13 protein-coding genes and 1 pseudogene are annotated in these 15695 nt (G+C 51.0%); all 14 read right to left on the reverse strand.

Annotated elements, in window-relative coordinates; all coding sequences use genetic code 11:
* The coding region (locus HMPREF9412_RS28695) for an extracellular solute-binding protein (protein WP_009595426.1) at nt 1-1392 on the reverse strand (1392 nt) is incomplete at its 3' end.
* 124 nt (nt 1393-1516) lie between these two features.
* Nucleotides 1517-2401, reverse strand: coding sequence for a carbohydrate ABC transporter permease (locus HMPREF9412_RS28700; RefSeq protein ID WP_009595429.1), 885 nt, complete (start codon nt 2399-2401; stop codon nt 1517-1519).
* A gap of 24 nt (nt 2402-2425) precedes the next feature.
* Nucleotides 2426-3387, reverse strand: a pseudogene (locus HMPREF9412_RS28705) (ABC transporter permease).
* A gap of 23 nt (nt 3388-3410) precedes the next feature.
* Nucleotides 3411-3719 carry a hypothetical protein gene (locus HMPREF9412_RS28710; protein ID WP_036673960.1) on the reverse strand — a complete coding sequence of 103 codons (309 nt, stop codon included), beginning with the start codon at nt 3717-3719 and terminating at the stop codon, nt 3411-3413.
* Between the two features lie 182 nt (nt 3720-3901).
* Nucleotides 3902-5209: an MFS transporter gene (locus tag HMPREF9412_RS28715; RefSeq protein ID WP_009595436.1), complete on the reverse strand. Its 1308-nt coding sequence runs from the start codon at nt 5207-5209 to the stop codon at nt 3902-3904.
* Nucleotides 5210-5233: 24 nt separating this feature from the next.
* Nucleotides 5234-6205, reverse strand: coding sequence for a zinc-binding dehydrogenase (locus tag HMPREF9412_RS28720; protein ID WP_009595427.1), 972 nt, complete (start codon nt 6203-6205; stop codon nt 5234-5236).
* Complete coding sequence (locus HMPREF9412_RS28725) at nt 6196-7317, reverse strand: flavin monoamine oxidase family protein (RefSeq protein ID WP_009595454.1); 1122 nt, start codon at nt 7315-7317, stop codon at nt 6196-6198. The genes HMPREF9412_RS28720 and HMPREF9412_RS28725 overlap by 10 nt, the downstream gene beginning before the upstream one ends.
* Nucleotides 7318-7436: 119 nt before the next feature.
* Nucleotides 7437-8825, reverse strand: a complete 1389-nt coding sequence (locus tag HMPREF9412_RS28730) for an aminotransferase-like domain-containing protein (protein WP_009595411.1) — start codon at nt 8823-8825, stop codon at nt 7437-7439.
* 289 nt (nt 8826-9114) lie between these two features.
* Nucleotides 9115-9921, reverse strand: a complete 807-nt coding sequence (locus tag HMPREF9412_RS28735) for a class I SAM-dependent methyltransferase (RefSeq protein ID WP_009595432.1) — start codon at nt 9919-9921, stop codon at nt 9115-9117.
* Between the two features lie 177 nt (nt 9922-10098).
* Nucleotides 10099-11247: an enolase C-terminal domain-like protein gene (locus tag HMPREF9412_RS28740; RefSeq protein ID WP_009595420.1), complete on the reverse strand. Its 1149-nt coding sequence runs from the start codon at nt 11245-11247 to the stop codon at nt 10099-10101.
* Between the two features lie 212 nt (nt 11248-11459).
* Nucleotides 11460-12497, reverse strand: a complete 1038-nt coding sequence (locus HMPREF9412_RS28745; protein WP_009595398.1) for a FecCD family ABC transporter permease — start codon at nt 12495-12497, stop codon at nt 11460-11462.
* Nucleotides 12494-13519: a FecCD family ABC transporter permease gene (locus HMPREF9412_RS28750; RefSeq protein ID WP_009595447.1), complete on the reverse strand. Its 1026-nt coding sequence runs from the start codon at nt 13517-13519 to the stop codon at nt 12494-12496. The genes HMPREF9412_RS28745 and HMPREF9412_RS28750 overlap by 4 nt, the downstream gene beginning before the upstream one ends.
* Before the next feature lie 25 nt (nt 13520-13544).
* A complete protein-coding gene (locus HMPREF9412_RS28755) occupies nt 13545-14567 on the reverse strand; it encodes an ABC transporter substrate-binding protein (protein WP_009595445.1) in 1023 nt (340 codons plus the stop codon).
* A gap of 199 nt (nt 14568-14766) precedes the next feature.
* Nucleotides 14767-15567, reverse strand: a complete 801-nt coding sequence (locus HMPREF9412_RS28760; RefSeq protein WP_009595439.1) for an IucA/IucC family C-terminal-domain containing protein — start codon at nt 15565-15567, stop codon at nt 14767-14769.
* Nucleotides 15568-15695 lie beyond the last annotated feature (128 nt).

A 15695-nucleotide genomic window follows, 5' to 3' on the forward strand; every position in this document is an offset into this window, starting at 1 on the left:
GGTGACGATCGTTTCCCGGTTTTTCATTTGGACCTCTGTTTGCTTTAATCGAAGTGGCGTCTGAGCCACCTGCAGTCCTTTGCCTTCCGGAATGTAAGGTACCATTTGGTTTAGCCCTTCGACTTCCGACTCGAGGAGCACCGAATCCGTGCTTCTTTCCAGTGTTGTATCATCGATTTTTGTATAATGCACGCCTTCAAGCCCGAAGCTGGTCAGTGTCTGCAGGTCAGGCTCGTTCAGCTGGTCTAGAAATTTCAAAATGCGGTCGACCTCCTCCTCGGTCTTTACACTCGACTTCGGAATGGCCAATAGGCCAGCAAAACCGGAGGTAGGCAGCGTACGAATTTGTCCATCCGTACCGGTTACGGCGCCGAACACGTCCATGTAATGCTCTCTTGAGTCTGTACCTGCTGCCACGTTCGCCGCCTTGATTTTGTCATCAACTCGAGCCGCTCCGTCCACGACGTCGATAATCACGCCGGCTTGCCCGTTAACGAGCGGATCCGTCCACTTCGCCGAGTCCATGACGGCAAAATCTTGGTTGACGAGTTTTTCGTCATACAGCTTTTTCATGAACTTGAGCGCTTCGAGATATTCGTCGTATTCAAACTCCGGTACGAGCTGGCCGTCCCTCTCACCCCATACATTAGGTGCACCGAACCACAGTTTGATCTGGTCGAAGCCCGCTCCCCAGCCGGCCGTCCATTTCACCATAACCAGTCCGTAGGTGTCGTCCTTGCCGTTGCCGTCCGGATCCTTCTCTTTGAACGCTTTCAGCATGTTGTAAAAATCATCGATCGTTTTCGGCTGCTCAAGGCCGACGTTCTCCAGCCAATCCTGACGGTAATAAACGCCGTTGCGGCCAAGCTCGCGTCCGCGATATACGCCGTACGTTCTGCCGTTAATCGAGGAGTTGTTCAGGATGACTTCACTGGCCTGGCCGAGGTTTGGATAATTTTTGAGCTTGTCGGTCAAATCCCAGAACGCCCCCGATTTCACTGCGCTCACGAAGCTGGGACCCTTCGAGTCGGGTACGTAAATGATTTTCGGCAAATTGCCGGATGCGAGCGTAATGTTGAATTTGTCGGCATACGAAGCGTTAGGCACCCATTCGAAATGAATGTCCGTGCCCGTCAGCTTCTCGAGCTCGGCCGCTACGGGACTGTCGTCCTTCGGATAGTTCGTTTTAAAAATAGGGAGCATGATGTTCAGCTCAAACGCTTCTTGCGCTCCTGCGGAAGCGTTTGCAGGAGGAGCTGCCGTCGAATTGTTGGAAGAGTCTGCGCCCCCGTTGTTTTTGCCGGACGAGCAGCTTGCCAGCAATACGATGCAAACCGTGCCTAGAATTAGGAATGTGGAAGCACGCTTCGCCTTCATTGTCTTTTTCTTCATTAAATAGCCTCCCTTTATTATTAGAATCATATTGCAAAACCGCGCGAGCTCCAAGCAAAACAACCCGTGGGTCTCGGTATAAACAGCAGAGCCAGCCGGAATCACACACTTGGAAAAACAAACGTTAGCCTTTCACCGAGCCAAGCAGGACGCCTTTGGCGAAATGCTTTTGCAGGAACGGATACACACACAAGATCGGAATCGTGCCGACGACGATCACGGCCATTTTGATCGATTGATCCGGCGGCTTCACAAAATTAGGGTCCATCGAGTTCAAATCGCCTGCGGCCGCTTGCGACAGCAGAACGATCTGGCGCAGCATGACCTGCAGCGGCCATTTTTCCGGATCGTTAATATACAGCAGTGCCGCAAAGAAGTCGTTCCAATGCCCGACGGCGTAAAACAACGTAAATGTAGCGAGGACAGGCATTGAAAGCGGCAGCACGATCCGCCCTAAGAGGCCAAGCTCGGAGCAGCCGTCGATCCGGCCGGCCTCCTCGATCTCCTTCGGAATTTCCTGGAAAAAGTTTTTGACGATGATCAGGTTAAATGCGCTGATCGCGCCAGGCAGCATGAGTGCCCAAAGCGAATCAAGCAGGTGCAGCTCCTTGACGACCAGATAAGTCGGTATCATCCCCCCACCGAACAGCATAGAGAAGATGACGAGATTCAACACCAGATTCCGGCCGTACAATCCTCTCTTGGCCAAGGAATAGGCCATCGTGACCGTGAAAAACAAGTTGACGAGCGTGCCGATGACCGTTATATAGACGGAAACGCCGATGCTTTTCATGATCGTATCCGTCGAAAAAATAAACTCGTAAGCATTCAAAGTAAAGGTTTTGGGTATGAAAAATACCGCTCTTGACGTTAACTCCGCGTCCGATGCAAAGGAGCCCGCAATCACGTAAATGAAAGGGAGCACGGCAGCCAGCCCGAACAACGTTAGCACGATATAATTGGCAGCGTCGAACGTGACACCGGCCGCAGTTCTGTAATGCTTGGCCATAGATTGATTCCCCTTTCTTGCTTATTAGTACAGCCCGGATTCGCCGAACTTTTTCGCCAGCCAGTTCGTACCGAGCACAAGCGTGACGCCGACAACCGATTTAAACAGTCCGACAGCCGTGCTGTAGCTAAAAGCGCCTTGCGTGATGCCCATCGCGTATACGTAGGTGTCGAACACTTCGCCTACCGAGCGGTTGAGCGGATTCAGCATCAAATATATTTGTTCGAAGCCATTGTCCAGCACGCTGCCCATCCGCAAAATCAAAAGAATTACGATGGTGCTGCGGATCGCAGGCAGTGTTATATGCCAGATTTGCCTCCAGCGGTTTGCCCCGTCAATCGTCGCCGCCTCGTACTGCTCCACGTCAACGGCCGCCAGCGCCGCCAGGAATATAATCGTTCCCCAGCCGCATTCCTTCCAGATCGTCTGCAAAATAATGACGGGGCGGAACCATGACGGATCGGACAGAAATTGGATTTTGTTCCCCGTATATTGGAAAAGCAGCTCATTGACGGTGCCGCCTTCCGTGGTTAGGAACACGTACGTTAGGCTTGCCACGATTACCATCGAAATAAAATGCGGAACGTAAATCATCGTTTGAATCGTGCGCTTGAAGAAGGAAAGCCTCACCTCATTTAACAGGAGTGCCAATATAATTGGAGCGGGAAAAAAGAAGATGAGATTATAAAACGATAACAACAGCGTATTGCGCAGCAGCATCATAAACTCGGGATTGTTAAAAAACAGGCGAAAATGCTCAAAGCCCACCCATTCGCTTTTCAAAAATCCAGTAAACGGCTGATAGTTTTGAAATGCCAGCATGACTCCCCACATCGGCACGTATTTAAAAACCAAAAATAAAGCAAGCCAGGGAGCAGCAACAGGTATAGCCATTTGTCCCTGCGAAGCCTTGCCGCGAAGCTTGTGCGGTGATCCGCCCGCTTGAACGGTTGCGGGAAATCCCTTCGAGCCGTAGCTTGCTTCATCAGTCTCCACCTCCATATGTCGTTCATCGCCTCGCGAGCGGTGTGGCCTTATTATGCAGCAGCGCTTTCTTTTCCGGCAATGAGACATTTTTGAAGAGTAAAAAAGCCTTGATATTCGGCGTTTTTAAAGAAAGTGCAAAGTCGGCAAACGAGTGGTAAGACGTGGATAGCGGGCTAAAAAAATGTTGGTTTGCGTCCGTTTGGGTCAACCGTGCTTCGAACATCGGCTCCTCTTCGAGCAGTTGATATTCCCGCTGTGACATTTTAGTCTTGTCCTCAGCTCGGAAAGCTCTTATAACTAAAACAAAAAAGCCGCCTGATGGCGACTCCATATGCTAGTCCACGATGGACTCTATAATTTGCTTTTTATGATATAGATGCCCGTTTGGAACATGTGTATCTGATGCGTTTGGTTACATTTGGCCGCGCTCTGCGTCGGCATGCCGGGCTATTTTAATAATAAGCGTTCCATTTTATTGACGTTTCAACGCATACAGCTTTTGAATCTCTGTCATCACTCTTTTCTCCAGGACCACAAGACAACTGGAATAAGAAGCAGGGATAGAAATCCTCCGGCCAAGGAGAGTGTCGAATAACTGGACTGAGCTACAACCATGCCCGACAAAGCACCTCCGGATGCACCAGCCAGAGCGATAAGCACGTCCACAGTTCCTTGAGTCTTCGCACGTATTTGCGGAGGCGTGGCATCGACTATCGCTGCTGTCCCGCTAATTAAGCCAAAGTTCCACCCCAATCCGAGAAGCGCAAGCGCAAGAATGAGCAGTACCATAGAGTCTCCGGGTGCAAATGCAGCTAGTAAACCCGCCAAAAGAAGAGTAATGCCGGAGGCATAGGACATTGGCAATCTTCCGTACTTATCAACGAGAACACCCGTTAGCAGCGATGGTAGATACATGGCTGCAACATGGATTCCGATCACAATGCCAACCTCCCCTAGTCCGTGTCCGTGATGCTTCATGTGAACCGGTGTCATGGTCATAATTCCAATCATAACAACCTGGGTTAGCACCATCACCGACGCACCAACGATGATCCCCCGTTTATTAACACTCGCCTCCAAAGTATGCGATGGTTGAGCGTTATTCTGAATATCTTTGGCAATTTGAACCTCTGTGATGGCTTTGGCCACGATTAAAGGATCAGGCCGCAAAAAAATGAGCAGTACTAATCCTGCTACAATATACGCGATAGCTGCCAGCATAAATGGACCGGATAACGCAGGAGCGCCAAGAGAAGTCGCTATCCGGCCTGTCATATTTACAAGATTCGGCCCGGCAACCGCACCAAAGGTCGTGAAGACCATCGCCGTACTAATGGCTTGGGCCCGTCTTGTCGGGAGTGCCAGATCCGTACCGGCGTATCTTGCCTGCAGGTTGGTTGCCGTCCCTGCTCCATAAACCAGCAGCGAAAGAAAGAGCAGCGCTATATTATGGAGGACGGCTGCCAAGACAACGCCTGCAGCACCCAGTCCGCCTGTTAAGAAGCCGGCAGCCAGCCCCGCACGACGCCCTAAGCGTTGGGACAAGCGACCGACGATTAGGGCCGCGGCAGCAGAGCCTAATGTAAACAATGCGGTCGGAACGCCGGCATAGCTGTCCGTTCCGAGCATATCCTGTGCAAGCAGCGCCCCTACCGTGATACCCGCAGCCAATCCCGCCCCGCCAAAAATTTGAGAGACAATTACGATAATCATCGTTCTTTTGTGCAACTGACGCTGCTTCTCGGGGGAATCCACATAGGGCCTCAGTGATTCTCCCATGCTTTCTATTTTTTCTGTAACGGAAGCCGTCTGGATCGACATGTATGAACTCCACCTCTACTGTTTCTATAAATTGCTTTCATAAATATGGAGAACGGCTCGAAACCGGGTGGATGCCGACATCATTTTGTCATAGGCCTCGCTTGCGCGTTCTAGCGAAAAGCATTCGACTATAGGCCGTACATTCGTAAGCATGCTAAAGTTAACGGCTTCCTGAATTTCTTGAGCATGTCCAGTAAAGGAGCCTCTAACCGTCATCTGCCCTTTTAAGAAATCACTTGCCGAAAATCCCAGTTGCTCACCCGAGCCAGCTACAATAATGAGCTCACTATCCGATCCAAGCCCGCTGATTAGAGAAGAGATCGCTTTGGCGTTTGGCGCAGTCGCAAGAATGACTTTGGCTCCTCCTAAAGCCTGCAGCACCAAAGCTGGATCTTCCATCTCTGAATTAATGTAGTGATGCGCTCCAAGTTGACGTACCCGTTCTTCTTTGTCACTCCCGCGCGAAATCGCGACCGTTCGGAACCCCGCTTTCTGGGCGTACTGAACCGCCAGATGCCCTAGTCCGCCAATGCCTTGAATAGCTACAAGATCGCCAGGTCGAGCTTTACTATTCCTAAGTGCACTAAATGTTGTTTCACCTGCACACATAAGCGGTGCTGCTTCTACTGCGGACCATTCATCCGGGATGCTTGTCAAACTATCCTCATAGGCAACCATATACTCAGCGTAACCGCCGTTGATGGTCAGGCCTGTTACGTGGTTGTCCCCACCATGCCATCCAATGCCCACACGGTCACCCATGTTCCACTTCGTCGAACCGGCGCCAAACTGCACAATTCTACCAATGACTTCATGGCCTGGAATGCGGGGATATTCTGGGGAAGCCCCTCTAATCGCGACCGAATCTCCATGACATACTCCGCACGCTTCTACTCGGAGCAGTACTTGCCCATCACCAGGCTGTGGCACTGGGATCTTCACTAATCTCATTTTTTCCCCTTTGGACGGAATTTGTATGGCATTCATCACGTCCATCGTTCATTACCTCCTATCCATTTGGAAATCTCTGAAACCGCCTTTTCAGCTGACCGAAGTGCTCCTTCCAAATGCCCGCCGAATTGCGAATTCGTCTCTGTACCAGCAAAGAAGACTTTCTTCTCCCATCCCCCAGCTACCGACGGTTGACCGTATTCCGGATAATTTAAAAGCGGATTGAAGTCTTCTTCAACAGCGGTTTCGTCATCTTCTGACCAATCCTTGTAAAGAAAATCGCTTACTTGATGAGCCGAGGGTCCAAACATCCGAACCAATTGGCCAACGACTCGTTTTTTCAACTCCTCCTGCCCCAGCTCATGGCGTACTTTTGCTGGTATTCCGAAGAAACCGAATAGCGCTCCAGCGGAGCCTCTATCAGGAGAAGCATCATGGATTTCCTGCAAGGGTCCGACCCGGCTCGATGCGAAACCGGAGAGACCCAGTTCTCTCCAAAACGGACGATCGTAGATGACAACTGCCTTGGCCTGTCCTGCCATCCACGTAGGTTTGTTGACAAGATCAGTAATCAGTTCTGGAGGAAGTGGCGGCGAGAATTCCATATGTCGCGCTACAATCCGAGGCGGCAGGGCTAGGATCACCGCGCTTGCTGAAATTTGTCTTCTCTCTCCATCTGCAAGCTCTGCTTCAATCGTGATTGCACCACCTTTATCGAGCCCCAAAGCTCTAACTCGTGTTCCTAACTCGATTGTCCCGGGAGGTATCGCATCCGCTAATGCATCAATAAGTGATTGCATGCCTCCTTTTAATCGGAACGAGCTTGCATTTCCGTTGTCTGGGAGCATATATCGCTCTGGTGTTTCGTTATGCAGCCGTTCCAGCAGCATCGCCCCATTGGTATACTGAATGAAGGTTCCTAAGTTTAGTTCTTTAATCAGATTGGTAATCTTGCTCTCATACTGCGGCCAGAACCATGTCGGTCCAAGGTCATACCTGCCCAGCTCCGGCCGATTTAGAACAGAAGTGCTCAAGACCCTGCCGCCAACCCGGTCTCTAGCTTCGAGCACCCTGCATGATATGCCATTCACATGAAGTAGAGAAGCAGCCCGAAGGCCGCTTAATCCAGCTCCAACAATAACCACTTGATTGTTCATATCGTGTCCTCTTTTCCTACAAAAAGGGCTGTTCCCTACCCTATAACTAGATTTGCCCCATCATAACACGCACAAAAAAACCACACAATATTATAATTGTATGGCAAACAATTTTTCTATTAAGTCAGCTCTTGAAGTATACGTTGAAGAATCCTTAATCCTTCCTCTAGTTCTTCAAGTGTTTCTGGTGCACAGACAGCAATCCTTACAGCCCGCTCTGGGGAGCTATTCCCCACAACGAATCGATCAGCCGCATACACTTGTACCCCTTGCTGTGCTGCCAGCCTTTCGAACTCGGCGCCTGTGATCATGCCTGGTAACAGCAGCCAACGGAAGATACCTGTTTCAACCCCCAAGCACGTATAGTCTGCCAAATATCGGTTTACGACTTGGTTTCTGCGAATGGCTTGTTCCCGGTGCCCATGAATTAAGCTTTCGAATTGATTGGATACAATCGTACGCGCTGCCAGTTCAGCAAATAACGGCGAAACGGATACATTTAAATTATATAGCGCCTTCGAGATTGGCTCCTTAAAGGGATCCGGAACGGCTGCATAAGCTAGTCGCAACCCCGGTGCGATGGATTTGGATAAACTCGCAATATAGATGGCCCGCTCTGGCGCAAAGGACGCGACTGCTGGAAGCGGTTTTTCGCATTGGAGACTGTAAGCCGCATCCTCAATCACGAACTGATTATACTGTTTAGCAAGTGCTGCAATCCTTTTGCGATTCTCTACAGACATCGTGCTAGCTGTCGGATTATGATAATCTGGAATTAAGTATATACCTTTAATATTGTCATTTTTACACGCATATTCCAAAGCGGTCGGACTCATTTCATTGTTCTCCGACTTTATCGGTACAATCTGGATACTGAGCATCGCTGCAGCTGTTTTTAAGCCAGGGTAAGTATGAGGATCGGCACCAATGCGGTCTCCAGGCTTGCATAGACTTGCTAGTGTGGCCGCTATCACGTTTTGACCACCATTAGCCAATAAAATACGATCGACTGTTGTTTCAAGGCCGCTTCTTCGGATTAACTTAATAGCTGCGTCCTTTTGCCAGAGGCTTTCGCCTGCCCGACCATAGCCAAACCACTTTGCATAATCCGTTTCTTGCAGCATGCTCTTCAGTTGAAGCAGCAACGGCTCGTATGAAGCATTATCTGGCAGCGTTGCTCCCATTTCGATTAAATGTTTCGGCTTTGCGTCTTCGAGTAAATACGCATTCGATAACGCATCGTACGATACGAATGTTCCACTACCAACTGCTGCACTTAACAAGCCTTTCAACTCACACATCTTAAACGCTTTTGATATCGTGCTCAAATTCAAGTCTAAAAAATCGGCCAGTTCACGCTGCGAGGGAAGTCTTGTTCCTGGTAATAAAACTCCGTTTACAATATCCTGATACAATTGCCTTGCGAGTGCTTTATAAATGGGTTTTTGATTTTTATCAATCGTTGGTTTCCAGCTCATTGGATAGTTTTCAAACGAATTAATCGGCATGATCATCGGCATCCTTTTTCATATTTCGCTAGTTATAGAAACAAGGTATGTTTTATTATACCCTTGGGCCCTTTATTACACTACCTCCCCCGAAAAGAGAGACCTGGGATGTTATCAACAAATTTCTTTGTCATTATAAGCTTGCCTGCACCACAACCGCCATGTATCCAGTAAACTTTTTAATTGCTTTCGCCCTTTTCGGCAAAAGGAACAAAAAAAGCCACCATCTAGGCGACTTCTAATGCGACTATAATCTTGTCCCTCGACGGCTAAAGAGGCCAATAGTGTGTCAATCCTTTCGAAGGGCTACATGGAGAACAGCGCCCCAATGGCGACGAACCGACTTTTCTGGACGGCTATTAAGGCGAATTCGGATTTCATTGAAGAGCTTGTCGCGTTTCCACTCCTCCATAAGGATGTGTCCGGAAAAAGTTTCGAGGAGTTTAATGTACTCATCAACATGATAAATGCGCTCCCAGTCGAAGTGTCTAACATGAACAACCTCAAACAGCCCACTTTTCTCAATCTCATATCTTTGCTCGTGTAGTTCTCCTGGTCGCGGCCATTCGTTATGGTCTACTGATTTACCCTCGCCGATTTCATAGTACACGGTTTGAATTTCACGGAAGAATGGGTCCCCACCCTCTGGAAAAACGTGATCTGCGTTCCAAAATACCAGATGTCCGCCTGGACGAAGGGCTTGCCACGCCTTGATGTATCGAACTTCGGGATCAACCCATTTCCAAGCCGTTGCAGCGAATACCAAATCAAACTCTTTCTCCATCTCTGGCTGCCAATCTTCGAAACTTCCCGTGATTACATCGACGTCCATGCCGACAAGGTTTTGACGGGCAACTATAGCGAGCTCATCACCAAGTTCTACACACGTGATTTTAAATCCACGCCTGGCTAACGGAAGAGTAGCCTTACCTGTAGCACAGCCCACTTCCAACAAATGATCACCTGCATGCAAATTGGCTGCCTGAATTAATTCATCGAACAATTCTTCCGGGTAATCCGGACGCGCCCTTTGATAATAGCTCGCGGATTGCTCAAATGACTTGCGCAATATCTTGTTGTCCTTCTTCAGGTTCATTATATTCCTCCTTATTCGTTACTCATCATAATGCGACTTATAGAGTGTGCATGTTCTTGTCGTCCGACATATGCAGCCACACGAATAAGCGCTTTTGCATCGCAACAGCGCTTATCCATAATATAATAGAAATTTGTAGTCCAGCATCATTATATTCTCTGGCTTATTAACGGCTTCTCAGGACCAGCCGGATCGCTTTACAAGGTTTGTTACAAGTTCATCGTCGAAGACGATTCCGAAACCAGGCGTTGCCGGAATATGAATCTCTCCGTTTTCGATACGATAGCCTGATACATCCATTCCTTCAATTGTAATGTCGTCATATTCCACAAATTCGAAGTTCCGCACTGCGGCTGACAAATGTCCTGACGCGTAAATACCATAAGCATTGCCGTAACAATGCGGCGCAGACCGTAAACCATGGGCATCCAACTTCTCGCCTAATTCCATCCAATGCGTGAAACCGGGCCAGATGATATCGTACTGCAGTACATCCACGCGGCCGCGAGTCGCCCACTCAATAAGATGAGGTGAGGCAAGCCCTTCCCCATCCGCGATAAGCACATTCTGCCCACGTTGCAGGAGCCATTCCTTCAGGTCCTCGTACAAGGCTTCATCCTCATGAAACGCTTCTTCCAGCCAATACAGATTCACATCCGATAAAGCCGCCAAGACCTCTTTGGTTAAGTTCAAATTATAGGCATTATTCGCATCGATCATGATCTTGCCTGCGGGACCTGCCACTTCCGAGATCCCGCGCACGATCGCGATATCTCGTTTCGTCCCTTCCCAGAGCGGCATATGGCGTCCGCCTCGGCCAACCTTAATCTTAAAATGACGTTGGCCCTTCGCATAACCTTGCATCGCTTCTTCTTGCATCAGCGCGACCGCGGTCCTCTCATCCGGCAAATGCAAATCGTCGAAGTACAGAGAGGTATCATAGCAAGGGACAACCAATGGGGCTCCCCTTTCCAAGTGGGCACCGGACACCAAGTCATACACTGGTTTGCCTTGTCTCTGTCCTAACCAATCGAGCACAGGATATTCCAATTGCAATCGATACGCTTCGCGCAGTCTGCCCCGGTCATCGAATAAATCAAGCAATCGGCGGCCTATTATGTCTTCGGCCCATTCCGGTGTCATATGAATCGAGCTGCCGTAACCTGTTTGTCCATCGATCGTAATTCTGGCGATATCCACTGTGCAGCTTTTGCCATGGACGCCGATTCTGCCATTGGCCCCCGCGCTTCTGGCTCGTTCACCCGTTAACTTGGCGAATTCGATTTTTTCCACTTTCCAGTCAGATTGTATACCGGTAATGTTCATACGATCCTCCTTAACCGACTCGAACGGTTTCTTGTCCGGATTTGATTCGTAAGTAGAATACCATATCATAGAATTATACTGTGAGTTGAACTTTGTTATTCACACGAATAAGCCGCCAACGAATCGTATCGTGACGGCTTATCCTTTTAGCTATTTCAATCTACCCACTAATCTGCCTTTCGACGACTTATCAGAAACGATAGGCATCCCGATCACATACGTCGTTGACGCGCAAGCAGCATGATGAAAAAAGGAGCACCGATAGCCGCCGTGAATACGCCTGCCGGAACATCGAGCGGCTGAAACATAGTACGGCCTGCCACATCGGCCAACAACAGCAAAAGTGCGCCAATAACAGCAGAAGCCGGCAGTAAGACGCCATAAGAAGTTCCGACCATTCTTCGAGCGATATGCGGTCCAATCAGGCCGATAAACCCCACGGCTCCGACCAGAGCGACCGATGATCCGGCAAGTCCCACGGCAATGAGAAGCAGCCATAGGCGTTGTCGCTGCACAGCCGCGCCGATGCCGGTTGCAATCCCTTCCCCAAGCGTGTGAATGTTCAAATGGCGAGCATTCAACCAGGCGATCCCGCCGCAGAGCACCGTCCACGGCAATAGCGATAGCACCTGGTTCCAAGTAGCTCCATATACGCTGCCGGTGAGCCATATATAGGCTTTGCTGGCCGAAGTGATGGAACTAAATGCTAGAAGCAGCATGGTCAGTGAGCTGGCACCTGCCGACATGCCTACCCCGATCAGCACCAACCGTGTGGGGGCAACACCCTTTTTCCAGGCCAGCACGTAAACCAATCCGGAACATAGTAGCGCTCCGAACATCGCGGCGACCGGTAGCCATCCGATTCCGATGGCTCCTCCCGTCAACGCAATAAAGGCAACCGCGGCAATGGAAGCTCCTCCCGTCATTCCCAGCACGTCCGGTGCGGCGAGCGGATTGCGTATGAGTCCTTGTAAGATGGCACCTGCCATACTGAGACCCGCCCCCGCCAAACCCGCGAGCACTAGGCGAGGCAAACGCAGCGTGCCAATCACGAAGGCGGAATCCCCATTTATGCCGATGATGGTTTGCAGCACTTGGAGCGGCGACTCCCAAGTATTACCGAGACAAGCGCCCAATATAAATACGGTAAGCAGCACGGTTAATAGGAGCGATAGCGTCAGCAAGGGACGCTGGCTGGTCAGCTTGTAGCTGCCTTGCCTGGAACGTTGGAACAAAGATAAACGATTCATCCGGTGCCCTCCCTCGCATGTAGTCCGCTGCGAGCAATGTAGATGAAGAACGGCATACCGATGAGACCTGTAACGACTCCCAGCGGCAGCTCCCCGGGTTGCACCGGAAACCGGGCGGCCAGGTCGGCCAAGAGCAGCAGGATTGCCCCTAGTACCGCAGAGTATGGCACGACCCAACGATAATCCGTTCCGGCCAAATAACGCGCGAAATGCGGCATGACCAAACCGACGAATCCAATAGCTCCTGCTGCAGCCACTGCGCTTCCGGCCAGGAGCACGACGGCCGCCGCAGTAAGCATTTTAACGAATCCCGTTCGCTGTCCCAACCCCTTCGCCACGTCGTCCCCTGACCCAAGAATGGTTAAGGGATAGGACAACGCCAATGCCGTAATTCCGCCAACCGTCATATAAGGCAACACTTGCTGCAGCATCGTCATCTCTTTTCCGGCGACCGAACCGGCCAACCAGAAAAGCACGTTTTGCAGTCCGGACTCATCCAGGGCCAGCACGCCCTGCGTCAGCGCGCCAAAAAGCGCACTCAGCGCCGAACCGGCCAGAACCAGCCGAATCGGCGTCAGTCCGCCTCCCGCTAGCGAAGCTAACCAGTAAACGAGCAGCGCTGCCGCGGCCGCACCCGCAAAAGCGGCCCAGACAAGCTGGGAAAGGGCCGTCAACGGCAGCAGCGTCAGAGCCAGCACAACCGCAAGCACGGCCCCGGCATTAATCCCGAACAATCCGGGCGAAGCCAGCGGATTTCGAGTCAATGCCTGCATCAAGGCCCCCGCGACTGCCAACGAAGCTCCGACGGCAAGCGCATAGGCGGCACGCGGTGCCCGCGTCGTCACGATGATGACGTGCTCGTTGTCGGCTGAGTCATAACGAAGTAAGGACTCGAGCGTCGTGGACGGTTTGATCGGCGTTGTCCCGAACGCGATGCTGGCGATGAAGGCGACGGCCAATAGCAGCATGGCGGCGGCGAGGCCCAGCAGTTTACTGCCATTTCGTTGAAAAAGCGGCTTCAACCCGTACCCTCCTCTAGTTGTCTGATTATTCCAATTCGTAAATTTCTTTGAGATCGATCAGCATTTGCTCTGCCGCTAGCGGACCAGAGCCGTTATTCCAAACCGCGGTGTCCACTTCGTACACGCGATTGTTTTGAACCGCGCGCAAATTCTTCCACAGCGGATGCTCCGTCCACTCCTTGCGCAGATCCAGCCGCCCATCGTCGCGGGAAGTGCTCGTTTGATCGAACAGGATGTCGGCGTCCATCTGCGGTATGTTTTCCTTTGACACCAATTTGACGCCCCATTCTTCTCCCTTTTGTTCCATCGGACGCGTGATGCCGAGCTCATCCAGAACCAAGGCGGAGAAACCGGTGTGAACGATGCGCGCATGGTCTGCGCGGAAATCCAGGATGCCGACTTCCATCTTCAGCTTGTCTCCCATTTTTTCTTTGAAGTCGGCGACTTCGCTTTCCCAGCGCTGCAAAAACGCCTGTTCTTCCTTTTTCTTGTTCAAGGCTTCGGCAGTCAGCGCAAGCGACTCCTTCCAGATATGTACTTCTTCGGTCATGACGGTCGGCGCGATGCCGCTAAGCTGGCTGTAGATCTCTTCATGTCTCGTTTTGGACGCGATGATCACGTCGGGCTTGAGGGCAGCGATTTCTTCCAGATTGGGTTGGTTCTCCGAGCCAAGATTAACGACGCCTTCCATCTGTTCCCGAATATAGTTGTACCACGGTTGCTCGATCCAAGCTTCGACGGCACCGGTCGGCTTCACGCCAAGCGCCAGCGCGGCATCGGTCGCTCCTTGGAACAGCGTGACGACCTTTATCGGCGTTCCCGCCACAACCGTGTCCCCCATGGCATGCTGAATATTCCGTTCAGCCTCTGCCGTACCGGTCCGGGAGGCCCCTTCCCCCGCGGACGCACTCTGGGCGTTCGTCGGTGAAGATGCGCCTCCGCCGTCGGTTTGGTTGCATCCGGCCAGTACGGCCATCGCGACCAAGCAAGTTGTAAGCATGATGATTCCGAAGCTTCTTCGAAGCGTAAAGTGAACATTGAAAAACATGAACAAGAACCTCCCTCTTTCTATCAGCAACTAATTGATATTGATTCTCATTATTACATGAAGAGGTTGGCATGAAAATGAACGATTGCGTCAGCCGATCTGGATATTTGCGACAAGACCTTTAACAATCATTCCATTTCTCTCTATTAATTCCTCATCTCCTTAGTCTTCCATTCGCGATGATCGTTGGCGTAACTCGTTAACGGGCATGCTTTGGACAAGCGTCGCAATATTCGCCGCCCTTCGAAACCCGATAATATAGACAGCAGGTCAATCTAGTGCGTGTCCCCCCTGATCCATGATTCCGCGCCTCCTCGGGTGGCGCACCGTCGCCGTAAAAACGCGCGAAAGGCTGCCTGCGCTGCATGAAAGCCTCGGCGGGAAGCTCGTGCAGCAAAAACCGAAAATCTTCTTCGATCCTAGCTGCCGAAACTTCTCCGCAGTTCCGCAGCTTTTTCTCGTACAGCGAATAAATTCGGACCGCCGTGTTCTCCCAAATGATCGCCATCGGCAATCCCGAGTTGCTGGACAGCGACTGCCACAGCGAACTCAAATGGTGCCGGATCAAACTTTCGGCGGCGTGAGAACGCCATGCCTCTCTCCGTTCCGTGCACGGAACTGCCCGAAGTGGAAGCTCGAACGTAATCCCGTCCAGCCAGTGCTTGCCGCTGCGCAGCCGCATGGTCTCAAAAGTCAGCTCCAACGCCTTGTCATAACAAGTAAGCGCATGGAAATAAGGCATAACCGCAATCGCGGCATACCGCTTGGCGAACATGGAGGCAGCGATCGGCCGGGAATCCGTGCCGAGACGGGCGGCCAACCCGTCAAGGTAAGCGGTGCAACCGCCCGGATCCAACAATGCGTTCAATGGAATCATACCCTCGTTGCCCGGGATGCTTTCGCTTTCATCTTCGCTATATGACGAAGCAGCTACGCTAAATCCGTATTTTTGTTGAAGAACTGCAAGTTCCTCCATTCCTAACGGAACCAGGTAATTCATGACCGGCCGTCCCGAGCAGGGTTGTATATCGATATTTTCATAGGCTTTTCTCCTAATCTGTAATGATAATCATTATCAATAAAATAGCTAAAACATATTACCAGGGTCTTCTCGAATCTCTATCACAG

The organism is Paenibacillus sp. HGF5, from assembly GCF_000204455.1.
GTDB lineage: Bacteria > Bacillota > Bacilli > Paenibacillales > Paenibacillaceae > Paenibacillus_AQ > Paenibacillus_AQ lautus_A.

Coding starts and splice junctions, on each gene's coding strand:
- HMPREF9412_RS28740 (WP_009595420.1), bottom strand. CDS start 11,247: ATGAACATTACCGGTATACAATCTGACTGGAAAGTGGAAAAAATCGAA.
- HMPREF9412_RS28760 (WP_009595439.1), bottom strand. CDS start 15,567: ATGAATTACCTGGTTCCGTTAGGAATGGAGGAACTTGCAGTTCTTCAA.
- HMPREF9412_RS28725 (WP_009595454.1), bottom strand. CDS start 7,317: ATGAACAATCAAGTGGTTATTGTTGGAGCTGGATTAAGCGGCCTTCGG.
- HMPREF9412_RS28710 (WP_036673960.1), bottom strand. CDS start 3,719: ATGGAGTCGCCATCAGGCGGCTTTTTTGTTTTAGTTATAAGAGCTTTC.
- HMPREF9412_RS28735 (WP_009595432.1), bottom strand. CDS start 9,921: ATGAACCTGAAGAAGGACAACAAGATATTGCGCAAGTCATTTGAGCAA.
- HMPREF9412_RS28745 (WP_009595398.1), bottom strand. CDS start 12,497: ATGAATCGTTTATCTTTGTTCCAACGTTCCAGGCAAGGCAGCTACAAG.
- HMPREF9412_RS28700 (WP_009595429.1), bottom strand. CDS start 2,401: ATGGCCAAGCATTACAGAACTGCGGCCGGTGTCACGTTCGACGCTGCC.
- HMPREF9412_RS28720 (WP_009595427.1), bottom strand. CDS start 6,205: ATGGACGTGATGAATGCCATACAAATTCCGTCCAAAGGGGAAAAAATG.
- HMPREF9412_RS28715 (WP_009595436.1), bottom strand. CDS start 5,209: ATGTCGATCCAGACGGCTTCCGTTACAGAAAAAATAGAAAGCATGGGA.
- HMPREF9412_RS28755 (WP_009595445.1), bottom strand. CDS start 14,567: ATGTTTTTCAATGTTCACTTTACGCTTCGAAGAAGCTTCGGAATCATC.
- HMPREF9412_RS28730 (WP_009595411.1), bottom strand. CDS start 8,825: ATGCCGATTAATTCGTTTGAAAACTATCCAATGAGCTGGAAACCAACG.